This is a genomic window from Domibacillus sp. 8LH (assembly GCF_038806185.1).
GTDB lineage: Bacteria > Bacillota > Bacilli > Bacillales > Domibacillaceae > Domibacillus > Domibacillus indicus_A.
In genome coordinates, this window is the sequence record NZ_JAVJNG010000018.1 from 67863 (window position 1) to 79194 (window position 11332).

The 11332-nt window shown below is 38.9% G+C and carries 11 protein-coding genes; 7 read left to right on the top strand and 4 right to left on the bottom strand.

Going from position 1 to position 11332, the window contains the following annotated elements:
- Positions 1–204: 204 nt before the first annotated feature.
- Positions 205–873: a response regulator transcription factor gene (locus tag RG959_RS17570; RefSeq protein ID WP_342798222.1), complete on the bottom strand. Its 669-nt coding sequence runs from the start codon at positions 871–873 to the stop codon at positions 205–207.
- Positions 851–2257: a sensor histidine kinase gene (locus RG959_RS17575; RefSeq protein ID WP_342798223.1), complete on the bottom strand. Its 1407-nt coding sequence runs from the start codon at positions 2255–2257 to the stop codon at positions 851–853. Before RG959_RS17575 ends, RG959_RS17570 begins: the two co-directional genes overlap by 23 nt.
- Before the next feature lie 152 nt (positions 2258–2409).
- Here RG959_RS17575 and RG959_RS17580 point away from each other — a divergent pair, with 152 nt between their 5' ends.
- Together RG959_RS17580 and RG959_RS17585 are read left to right on the top strand one after the other, a co-directional pair.
- On the top strand, positions 2410–2991 hold the full coding sequence (locus RG959_RS17580) for a YdhK family protein (RefSeq protein ID WP_342798224.1): 582 nt from the start codon (positions 2410–2412) through the stop codon (positions 2989–2991).
- Between the two features lie 334 nt (positions 2992–3325).
- Positions 3326–4090, top strand: coding sequence for an STAS domain-containing protein (locus RG959_RS17585; RefSeq protein ID WP_342798225.1), 765 nt, complete (start codon positions 3326–3328; stop codon positions 4088–4090).
- An 877-nt stretch (positions 4091–4967) separates the two neighbouring features.
- On the opposite strand, the gene RG959_RS17590 is transcribed toward RG959_RS17585, so the two are convergent.
- Positions 4968–5792: an STAS domain-containing protein gene (locus tag RG959_RS17590; RefSeq protein ID WP_342798226.1), complete on the bottom strand. Its 825-nt coding sequence runs from the start codon at positions 5790–5792 to the stop codon at positions 4968–4970.
- 337 nt (positions 5793–6129) lie between these two features.
- Between RG959_RS17590 and RG959_RS17595 the strand changes: the two genes are divergently transcribed.
- The 3 genes from RG959_RS17595 to RG959_RS17605 all read left to right on the top strand — a co-directional run bounded on the left by RG959_RS17595 (position 6130) and on the right by RG959_RS17605 (position 9090).
- Positions 6130–6693, top strand: a complete 564-nt coding sequence (locus RG959_RS17595) for a site-specific integrase (protein ID WP_342798227.1) — start codon at positions 6130–6132, stop codon at positions 6691–6693.
- A 33-nt stretch (positions 6694–6726) separates the two neighbouring features.
- A complete protein-coding gene (locus RG959_RS17600) occupies positions 6727–7278 on the top strand; it encodes an MEDS domain-containing protein (protein ID WP_342798228.1) in 552 nt (183 codons plus the stop codon).
- A gap of 576 nt (positions 7279–7854) precedes the next feature.
- Positions 7855–9090: an IS110 family RNA-guided transposase gene (locus RG959_RS17605; protein ID WP_342798229.1), complete on the top strand. Its 1236-nt coding sequence runs from the start codon at positions 7855–7857 to the stop codon at positions 9088–9090.
- Between the two features lie 178 nt (positions 9091–9268).
- On the opposite strand, the gene RG959_RS17610 is transcribed toward RG959_RS17605, so the two are convergent.
- A complete protein-coding gene (locus RG959_RS17610; RefSeq protein WP_335395828.1) occupies positions 9269–9679 on the bottom strand; it encodes an Lrp/AsnC family transcriptional regulator in 411 nt (136 codons plus the stop codon).
- A 131-nt stretch (positions 9680–9810) separates the two neighbouring features.
- Between RG959_RS17610 and RG959_RS17615 the strand changes: the two genes are divergently transcribed.
- Both RG959_RS17615 and RG959_RS17620 read left to right on the top strand, forming a co-directional pair.
- Positions 9811–10572, top strand: coding sequence for an MBL fold metallo-hydrolase (locus RG959_RS17615; protein WP_342798230.1), 762 nt, complete (start codon positions 9811–9813; stop codon positions 10570–10572).
- Positions 10573–10605: 33 nt separating this feature from the next.
- Positions 10606–11013 carry an ester cyclase gene (locus RG959_RS17620; protein ID WP_342798231.1) on the top strand — a complete coding sequence of 136 codons (408 nt, stop codon included), beginning with the start codon at positions 10606–10608 and terminating at the stop codon, positions 11011–11013.
- The last annotated feature ends 319 nt before the right edge of the window (positions 11014–11332 follow it).

Here is an 11332-nt window from a genome sequence, read left to right on the forward strand (position 1 = left end):
ATTGAAAAAACAAAAAAATTCGAACCTTTGACGCGTCAAAAGACATGCCCGGTTCGACTCGCTATCATCCTACACTTGAAGGAGTAGGCTTTCGCTCGTAAGGTCTGTAAAGAAGGCTATTTTTTGGCAGCCCGCTTGTTTTAGGCAGAGCTTCTAAAATACATTTTAATGAGATTTTTTCCTTTACACCTTATTCTCTATTACTTAATTTACCCATTTATACCCAATTCCCCAAACTGTTTGAAAATGGTCATCAATAGGAAATCCAGCTTCACGGATTTTTTCTCGGATATTCCGCACGTGGGAGTCAACTGTTCGCCCTTCTGTTTCGGTATCGTAACCCCACACCAGTTCTAACAGGTGGCCACGTTCAAATACTTTATTTGGGTGCCTCATTAAAATACCGAGCAGAGAAAACTCTTTTCGCGTTAAGCGAACGGATTTTCCCTCATAAGAGACTTCAAACTGTTCTTCATCCCACTTCAGGCCGTTTATCTGAATGTTCTTTGATGGAACGCTTCTCCGCAAAAGTGCTTCGATCCGGGCAAGAAGCTCCTGTTCACCAAAAGGTTTGGTTACATAGTCATCTGCTCCAAGCCTAAGACCTTTGACGACATCTTCTTCCTGCTGGCGGGCCGTAAGCATGATAATGGGCACGGCGGAGAAAGAGCGAATTTCCCTGCATACTGCCCATCCGTCCATACCTGGCATCATAATGTCCAGCATAACAAGGTCAATTGCTTCCTTTTTCATTAATGACAGAGCTTCCTCACCATTTCTGGCTTTCAAACATGTATAGTGGTGTGGTTCCAAGTAAAGGGCAATCAAATCGAGCATCCGCTGCTCATCATCAACTAATAAAATTTTTACCATTTTGATCCTCCTTGCGTTTAAGCCGAATTGTTGCTTCCGTGCCAATTCCCACTTCGCTATGAATTTCAAGCAGTCCGCCATGTGCTTCGACAATTTCTTTTGCAATCGATAAGCCGATGCCAAATCCACCGCTTTCTCTCGATCGTGATTTCTCGACACGATACAGACGATCAAAGATAAGTGGTATCTCTTCTTTTGGAATGCCGATACCTTCATCTCTCACTTGAATCGTCACTTCATCATTCTTTTCGGATACAATGATAGATACACGCGAACCCGCCTCTGAATATTTGCGTGCATTGTCGAGCAGATTGAGCAGCACCTGCTGCATCCGCTCCATATCAATCAATATGAGAATACCTTTATCTCCTGATACTGATAGTGATTTTCCTTCCCGTTCAAAAGCGGCGCTGACAAAATGCACCGTAGATTCAAGCAAGACATCCAGGGACTCTTCTTTTTTAGAAATGTGAAATTCATGGCGATCCATTTTAGCCAGTTCAAACAGCTCTTGAATAAAGTCTGTTAAACGAGCCGTTTCTTCCTGAATAACGGCAGCATATTTCTCTTTTTCGCTTTCAGACAAGCCGGGTCGGTTTAAAATGTCCGAGTATCCTTTTATGTAGGTTAACGGTGTGCGCAGTTCATGTGAAATGCTGCCCAGAAATTCATGCCGAGTCTTTTTCAATTGATCAAGATCCTGTGATAGCTTCGTAATCGAAGCCGCCAATTCACCCAGTTCGTCATTCCGGTCAATCATCAAGTTTACATGGTGATTGCCAAGGCTCAGCTGTTCCGTCGCTTTTTTCATTCGAATAAGCGGGAGCGTAATCAGCCTGGACAACCCCATAATCGTTACTATAGTTAACGCCACTGTCATAACGCCTATCCAGAAAAACTGCTGCTGCAGATTCTTCACCATTCGTGCAATACCTTCTGTGCCGGAAAACATAAACACATGTCCAAGATGCTTCCCGTCTTTCATTACTGGACTGTCTGAGGCAATGTATCTTTTTTCATTCCAATGTGTTTCAACTACTTTACCGCCAGCAGGCATGGATAAAAAATTCGTATTATCTATCACTGCTTTCATCTCCGGTTCAATCGGGTCAGAGTGGATTAAAACCTGCCCTTTTGCGTCCGTTACAATCACAATGAGACTCGATGCAGCTTCCATCATTCCTACATGTTCTAATGTTTCTTCTTCAAAGCTGGATGCTAAGACAGCGCTGTGTGTTTCTCCTCTTGCCAGCAAACTCTCCATTACTTCGTCCACCCGGTCATTTACCAGCGTGACATACAGTGTATAAAACAGAAGTGACTCAATCAGCAGGATGCAGGCAAAAAATAAGAAACCGATTTTTAATGATAATTTTGTAAACACGGGGTGCCCCCTATTCTTCCAGATCATTCTGTCCTCATTATAGAAGTAAGTTATTCATTTTTTGTGCAGAAAAAAATAAAAATGCACAATAACTGCAAAAAGTTTGGATAAGGTAGGCAGGTAGATAACATTAAAGCGAAAGGATGGTTTTGATGAACAAAAAAACAGGAAAATTAGTTGGGACAGCACTATTCGCCTCGTTTTTGCTTGCAGCCTGCGGTGACACAGAAGAAGTAAATGTGGAATCCGAAGCTGAACCAACGGAGCAAATGGAAGAGGAAGATACACATTCCAGCCATAACATGAATCACTCCGGCAGCGTCGAGGTTCCAGAAGGCTTAGAGGAAGCAGCACACCCTGCTTATCCAGTCGGTTCTACAGCCATCATTCAGCATGGCCATATGGATGGCATGGAAGGCGCGGAAGCCAAAATTGTTGGTGCATATGATACAGCAGTGTACACCGTTTCATATACACCAGCAAATGGCGGCGATCCAGTTGAAGACCATAAGTGGGTCATTCATGAAGAAATTGAGAATGCCGGTGATAAGCCTTTTGTAGCTGGAGACGAAGTAACGCTTGCAGCGGATCACATGGAAGGTATGAAAGGTGCCTCAGCCATGATCGATTCTGCGGTTAATACCACTGTGTACATGATCGATTTCACTACAACAGATGGTGAAAAAGTGACGAATCACAAATGGGTAACAGAGGATGAATTAACTGCTAAATAAATGAAAGCCATCTTGACATTCGTTTGTACAATGTTTGGATGGCTTTCTTTCTCTACCTTTTTGCGCCTTGTTGTTTCTCTTCAAAGTTTTACTTAAGAAAAGAGAATCACCTCTACCGTTTTAATGACAGACAATCATACTCATTTTAAAGATGAAATACCCGGGTTTCTTTCTACTAACCTGCCCTGGGGGTTTTTCCGCCGGTTGTCGAAAGAGCCTTCACTTAGTCGTTTTAGTCAATGTTTAGTGTGTACCTTTTGAAGTTCACGTTATAATAAGGTCAAGAGCAAGGACCCGCTTGTGGCGAAAAATTTATATAAACAGGAGGAGCCCAATGAGTACATACGGAAAAATACCGGAAAATATTTCTCCTCTGCATGCATTAGACAGTATAGGAGAAACGATTATTCTTGCAGACAAAGATTATAATGTAGTATGGATGAATGCTCAGGCCCACCAGGTTCTTTCAACGGTGGCTCCTTTATTTGGACTGACAAGCAGCCATGACATGATTGGGTTAAACATGAGTCGTTTTCATCGTAAACCAGAACAGCAGAAAAAATTTATGGACGAGCTCTCCGGATCCCATCGAGCTCGCATTACCATACGTGATCAGTTCGTTGCAGATATTGTGATTACGCCGATACAAAAAGGCAGCCAGCCTGTTGAAGGCTTTGTCGTGATGCTTATGGATGTGACAACGAAGGCAGAAGAAGAAAAAGAGAAAGAAAAGCTGATTAAGGCCTTGTCCACTCCTATATTGAAGATATGGAGCAATGCCATTGCATTGCCTTTGATCGGTGAGTTTAACGTAAACCGGTTCGACTTATTAATTTCTTCCATATTAGAAGAATGCAGCGCTAACCAGATTGAGTTTGTGTTATTAAATTTGAGTGATTTGTATACATTCAACAATGACGTAGAATATCAAATGCAAAAATTGATTGATTGCGTAAATTTAATTGGCGCTCAATGTATTCTTGTCGGTATTCCTCCTGCATTGGCCAGATTAATGACCCATTTAAACAGGAATATATTGATATTCAGCACAACATATGAGGGCTTAAAACATATTATAGAGGCTGGCAATGAAAAGTGATGTTTTTGAAGACTTTTATTGCCCGTAAAATTTCAACTATATCATAAAGAGAGAATCTGTTTGCTATTAGAGAAATAGATTCTCTCTTTATAAAATATCCAAATACGGCATAATGGTATGTGTACTGTATGAAAACTGAACTTGTAGATATTTTATCGAACTAACATTTCTCTGCTTATTCACAGGAAAAGCGATTTTCCAACTGTTCCTTTCAATTTGCATATTCATGTACCTTATCATCTAATATGTCCAAGCATAATGGTAATGTGCGGACCGCATACTGCATGGAGTATAAACAAAATAATAGTACATGGGAAAAGCCCCAGACTTTCCGCATCTAGGTCTTTTAGACTGCAGACAAATGATATGGATGACCGTGCACATGAATGAGATGGATAGGCGACGTCCAGGCAGCTCCGCTTTCCATGGGGCAGGCGCTGAGCCCGGCTTCGCCTGGCGGTTCCACCGGTCTCCGCTGCCCGCTAGTCCCATAGGAGTCTGCGCCGCCCTCCCGCCGCCAGGTGACTTGCGACAAGATTGGATAGGGCTAATAAGATCGTATCTTTCTGTTTAAAAAAGAGAAAATGTATATTTGGTCCTTGCTTACGAATCTTCAATACCACTTAGTGAAACCTGCCGGACGAAGACCCCTGCGGGAAGTACAGTGAGTCGGGAGACCCCGCAGGCGCAGCTGAGGAGGCTACCGCACTGCCTTAGGATGCGCGAAGTCCGGCAGGCTTCACTTATCGGCTCTTTTTTAAAAGCGAAAGACTTTGTCTATATACTGAAAGCCCCAGATGTTCAGCATCTAGGGTCTTTTTTGGCTGCTTCAGCTTTATTTTCTGTAGCTTATTCAATTAAGGCATCTAAATTTCAGCTAGCTTATTAAATATTCTTTTAATGCTTGCTGCAGCGTGCCCAGTGTTCTTGTATTAGGATCAAATGAGCGTCCCATATGTATCATTTTTCTTACTACTTCTGCTCTTAATCCAGTAATGACTGTGTTGCATCCCATCAAGGAAGTGCCATCAATAATTTTCGTTAAATGATCAATGACCTGAGGTTCCATATCTGCGATTCCTGATAAATCCATGATCAAAGTCTGGATACGCGATACCCCGATTTCGGTTAAAACCTTTTCCTCAAGAATAGACGTTCGAAACGTATCAACCGAACCGATCACAGGGAGGATACAAACAGAATTGTTAATTGGAATAATAGGAACGGATAGATTTTCGACCAGCTTTCTATGAGCTCTAATTAGAGAATCCTTATATGTAGAGTAACTAATAAAAAAGGCATTTAGAAACGCATCAACTTGATTATTAATTTCTTTCTCCAAACGAAAAAAATTCGACGTTACCTGTTCATCTGTTAAGTCGTTATACTGTTCTATAAAGTTCCATATCGTTCTGCGGATGGCCTGCACCCACTCTAATTTGAAGGATAGGTCAATGGAATGAGTGGCCCATGCTATACCTTCCTGTTTGGCAAACAATTCAAGTTCTTCTACTTTTCCATCAAGAATATAAACAACCAGCTTATGAGCATTATTAACAAGGTCAATATTGCCAATGGATAAAATTTCATTGATTTTGTTTTTAACATTGACAGCCTCTTCTAATAACTTCTCTTCAAATTTCTGATTGTTTATCTCGAAGAAGGCTTGTAGTTTAAATGAAGGCTGAAATTTCTCTTCCACTTTATCCTCCCCTTTATATAAAAAATGTAAAATGAATACTACTTTTATTAAAACACACTATTCAGATAATTTAAATTCAATATTTCAATGGTTTCCACAGTTTTTATAGTGTATTTAGTGTTTATCTGTTCTTTTGTTCAATTGATGGGCAGGTTAGTAGAACAACACAGAAGCTGCTCCATTAAGCTGCCTTCACAGACGGCATACGTAACGAAGATACTCCTATCTACAGGGAAATAGTACTTTTTCCAATAATTAAGAAGGATTTACAATACAACATATTGAATATTAAAGTTGCATTTAACTAGACATATTGAAAACAATTGGAGGGTCTTTTTTGGCAGTAAAACAAGGACAAAACACGGTAAATCCAATTCGAGACCTCGAACAAATCCAGATAATAAAAGAATATCTTCTTCATCAATCTTACCGGGATTACTTTTTATTTACCTTTGGCATTAACTCAGGATTGCGTATTAATGATATCTTAAAGCTTCGGGTCATAGACGTACGAAACACTGATTACTTGCAGGTTAAAGAGAAAAAAACGAACCAGACCCGAAAAGTCCGCATGACAAGTGTGCTAAAACAAGAAATAGAAAAATATACACGTCAGATGGCAGATTCTGATCTTTTATTTCCTTCTCGAAAAGGCACCGGCCCCATTGGACGTGAAACAGCATGGCGGATCATTAACAATGCTGCACAGGCGTGCGGCATTGAAGGAGCGACCGGCACGCATTCCATGCGCAAAACGTTTGGCTATCACTTTTACCAGCAAACAAAAGATGTGGCCACCCTTCAGCAAATCTTTGGCCATTCAGCCCCATCGGTCACACTTCGCTACATCGGGGTTACTCTTGAAACGGCAGATCAGCTGCTTGAGCAGTTTTGTCTATAAACATAAAAAAATTCATTACAAGGGGCGGCTATTATGTTAATAGAAAAAAAGCCAGAACTAAAAAGTGCTTTAGAGACAATCAACGGGCATATCTTTTATTCTTTTCAAGATCCAAATAAGTATTTAGAAAATGCGATCACCTACGTGGTCTCAGGCATTGAACAGGGCAGCCATATTTTAATGGTTGAAAACCAGAGATTTCTCTCCCTTCTTCAGCAAAAGCTGAAACCAATCTTAAATAAAGAGCAGCTGTCCCGCATTCATTACACCAATAATTTTGATTTTTATTTTACGAATGGAACATTCAATCCCGTCGTCGTATTCGATCATTTTACGAAGTCCTTAAAACCCCATCTTGAAAGAAGTGAGACAGTTCGAACGTGGGGACACGTGGAGTGGAGAGATCTTCAGGATGCATACCGGGAAGTAGAGCAGTATGAACAAAATATAGATAAATTAATTGTTTTGAATGATATTACATCAGTATGTGCTTATAGCACGGGCAGAATAACAAAAGAATTTAAAAATGCTCTTTTGCAGTGCCATCAATTTTTCATGACAGATGATGAAATAGTTCCAATTTAAAAGGAAAAAATCCACCATTGAATCGAGTGCTTTGGTGGATTTTTTGCCTTGCTTGCAGAGTTAGGCTTCTCTCTTCGTATATCCGTCCTTTATGTTAGAATCCCAACACGCACAGTTAAGCTAGAAGACAATAAGCTTAAGTGTAACTTTGGAATAAAGTTTGATTAAAAATACGTAATTAATTCATATTTGATAACAAACGAAAAACACTTGATTTTGAAAAAAGATTGATCAAAATCAAGTGTTTTCTTTAAATTAATTATGTGATTTTTACAATAAAGTTTGATCATTTTTATGATCCATCTTTAACTAAAGCCCCCGTTCGTATTATAAGGTCAGCCAGAAAAGAAAATATTTCTGGTTGACCATTTTTTATATGGTTTTATGATAACGGTAGCCGGGGTAGAACGTAAGCCCCCGTGGGACTTGAGATCCCGCCAAGTAAACAGTTCGCCCCCTACTTGCTTAAACATGATTTGGCTGGTTGGGACCAAGATCTCGTATAACAAGCGAAGCTATGACACTGCAAGAAGGATTAGGGGTTACCGGCAATATTCGCATTGGAGGAGATAAAGAATGAATCCAGTGGTTGGTCTGGATGTAGCCAAAGGTGAAAGTCAAGTTCAAGCGTTCTTGGAAAAAAAGAAGCCTTACAAAGGCAGTTTTAAAGTGGCACATACCCTTGAAGGACTAGAGAGCTTACACCAATACCTAAGAGAAATCGAAGACTTAACAGGAATTCGACCTCCGGTCGTTTTAGAGTCTACTGGGCATTATCATACACCCGTTGTTCAGTATTTCGAGGAAAAAGGTTATTTATTAATTATCATTAACCCACGTATCTCTTATCGAGCAAAGAACTCTTCTTTACGCAAAGTAAAGACAGATGTACTTGATGCTTATCATCTTTGTGAGCTGTATTATAAAGAGGATTTGGAGCCTCATAAAAAACGAGGAATCCAGCTCTTAAATCTTCGTAATCTTACAAGACAACACGAAAATATAACAGGCATTTATGTACAAACAAAACTTCAATTTCAAGCAGTGCTCGATCAGGTATTCCCTGAGTATCGAGGCGTTTTTGGGGATTTATATTCAGGTGTTTCTTTACTAACTCTATTGGAATATCCTACATCGGAAGATGTTTTGGCAACTGATGAAGCAGTGTTAACCAATAAAATCGATGAATTATGTAAAAGCCGTTCTAAGAATTGGGCAAATACTCAGGCAAAGAAACTGATAGAAGCAGCAACTAGAAATCCCTTTCAGAAAAACCTGTATCAAAGCCATATCCTCAGCATCGAAATGTACATCAAAATGCTTATAGAATACCAAAAGCATCTATCTAAGCTTGAAGATGAGATAGATGCTTTGGCAAAAGAAATGGAAGAATATAAGATTATCCAATCAATCTCTGGTATCGGAGAAAAAATCGCGGCAACGATTATTTCTGAAGTTGGTGAGATTGATCGGTTTAATCACCCTAAAAAGCTTGTAGCATTCGCCGGAATTGATCCCAGTATCTATGAGTCTGGTCGATTTAAAGGCACTGTAAACCGGATTACGAAAAGAGGTTCGAGTAGATTACGTCACGCCTTGTATATGGCCGTTCGATGCGCCATCCGTGATTGTCGTAAAAAGAAAACGACGAATGAAATCATCCCGAGAAATAAGAAACTGCGTGAGTTCTATGATAAAAAACGGGAAGAAGGAAAGCCTTACAAAGTAGCTATAATCGCATGTGCCAATAAGCTCTTACAGTGGATATATGCCCTTTTAAAAAGCCATTCCACATTCCAAGATATAGCTTAAATAAGAAATAAAACAAAACCATACAAAACCTTCCAATGGTTTAAATTAGGAAGGTTATTTGGCATGGCCAATTTTAGTATAGCATGAACAATTTTAAGTTTTTATTGAAAAATGTTGACAAACTATTAGCTGGTTTACTTTAAGTATATTTCTTCACAAATTATCTCTTTAAAAAGTACTATTTATTTATAATTATTGATAATTTATAGTTCACATGCTTATTCAAACCTACTAAGAACTCATCTAATTCTTTAGTGGAGGGGAATTTACATTCTAAAAGGTAGCAACTATCCCCACTAATTTTATAGTTATTTATTACATATTCTTTTTGTGCATTTAAGAATGTCAGATAAGGTTCGTGATACGAGCTATTTGTAATAATACTTATCATTGCGTGAATTGAATAGCCCAACTTTACTTGATTAATTTTAATGGTATATCCTTCAATGATTCCGCTATCCTCTAACTTTGCCACTCTAGCTGAAGTAGCTGGTCCAGTCAAGTGGACTTTCTCACCTAACTCTTTCATTGTTATACGACTGTTCTTGGATAGTTCATCTAGGATAAGCAGATCCGTGTTATCTAACATCTATCTAATTCCTTTCATAAATAAAGTCAAACAACCAAAACACTTTATTTAATCCATGTATAGGTCATTAACCATAAGTATAGAATATAAATTGTTCGAAGGAAATTATTATACAAAAGGAGATAATAAACATGAATATACATCAAATTCGTAATGCAACAATCGTTGTGGAATACGCAGGGAAAAATTTTTTAATCGATCCAATGTTAGCGGAAAAAGGTACTTACCCACCTTTCCCAAATTCGCCAAGGCAAGATCAAAACAATCCTTTAGTAAGCTTACCAACATCCATTGACAATATTATAAAAGATATAGATGCAGTTATTGTTACTCATTTGCACTATGATCATTGGGATGATGCTGCTAAAGAAGCTTTACCAAAAGAGACCAAAATATTTGCCCAAAATGAAGAAGATGCGACAGAGATTCGAAACGCTGGTTTCCAAAATGTAGAGGTTTTACAAGACGATACAAAGTTTGAAGGTATCCAATTAGTGAAAACAAAAGGCGAGCATGGAAGAGGAGAAATCTTAAAACTTGCTGGTCTTGTATGTGGCGTTATATTTAAACACCCAACGGAGAAAACATTATATGTTGCAGGAGATACTGTATGGTATGAAGAAGTCCAAAAAGTAATTGAGACGAACAAACCAGAAGTAATTGTTGTAAATGCTGGGGATAATCAATTCTTCCAGGGTGGTTCTCTAGTCATGGGGAAAGATGATGTCTATGAAGTGTACAAAGCTGCTCCAGAAGCAAAAATCATTTGTGTTCACATGGAAGCTGTTAACCACTGGGGACTATCTAAAGAGGAACTGAAGAGCTTTACTAAAGAAAAAGAAATCGCATCTAATGTATTAGTACCAAATGACGGTGAATCATACACGTTTTAAATATATTGGACAGGTCATAAAGGAGAGATAGCAGTGTCGGTTGAGGCAAATAAACAATTAGTTCGTCGTTTTTATGAAACCATCGAACAAGAAAATTATGAGGCACTTAAAGATTATTGCCATGAGAACTTTGTATTCTATCCACAACTGGATACACCTTTTCCTGGTTTAGAAGGACTTGTAGAATCAGAGAAAAAAAACTTTGATGCATTCCCTGGCTTTAAAATGCCTATTCAATCCATAATAGCTGAAGGTGATCAAGTAGCAGCATATCTTATCTTTGAAGGAACTCATACAGGTATCCCGTTGTTGGGTGTTCCTGCTACTGGAAAAACCGTTAGATTCTCTCTTATGATGAAGTTACGAATTGAAGATGGTAAAATCATTGAGAAAAGATCACATGTTGATGTAAATGATGTTCTTCGACAGCTTAAAGATTAATTTTTTTATTAAATCAAATGTATCAGTATCAAATTGACCCTTTTTGGGTCTTTTTTAATTTTTTTCTCATCTAAGTTCCCCTAATGTTAAATCACCATATTCAGATCCGTTATTAAACTAAACTGACTCTTCGTATTATAAGCTCAGCCAGAAAATATTTCTGGTTGACCATTTTTCATATGGTTTTATGATATCAGTAGCCAGGGTAGAACGTAACTGCCCGTGGGGCTTGACCCCGTCAACTAAACCGTTCGCCCCCTACTTGTAGAAACATGATTGAGGCTGGTTGGGACGTAGATCTCGTATAACAAGCGAAGCT

What these genes read in the sequence shown, in the direction of transcription:
- RG959_RS17570 (WP_342798222.1), bottom strand. Translation starts at nt 873, where the DNA reads ATGGTAAAAATTTTATTAGTTGATGATGAGCAGCGGATGCTCGATTTG.
- RG959_RS17580 (WP_342798224.1), top strand. Translation starts at nt 2,410, where the DNA reads ATGAACAAAAAAACAGGAAAATTAGTTGGGACAGCACTATTCGCCTCG.
- RG959_RS17585 (WP_342798225.1), top strand. Translation starts at nt 3,326, where the DNA reads ATGAGTACATACGGAAAAATACCGGAAAATATTTCTCCTCTGCATGCA.
- RG959_RS17600 (WP_342798228.1), top strand. Translation starts at nt 6,727, where the DNA reads ATGTTAATAGAAAAAAAGCCAGAACTAAAAAGTGCTTTAGAGACAATC.
- RG959_RS17605 (WP_342798229.1), top strand. Translation starts at nt 7,855, where the DNA reads ATGAATCCAGTGGTTGGTCTGGATGTAGCCAAAGGTGAAAGTCAAGTT.
- RG959_RS17610 (WP_335395828.1), bottom strand. Translation starts at nt 9,679, where the DNA reads ATGTTAGATAACACGGATCTGCTTATCCTAGATGAACTATCCAAGAAC.
- RG959_RS17615 (WP_342798230.1), top strand. Translation starts at nt 9,811, where the DNA reads ATGAATATACATCAAATTCGTAATGCAACAATCGTTGTGGAATACGCA.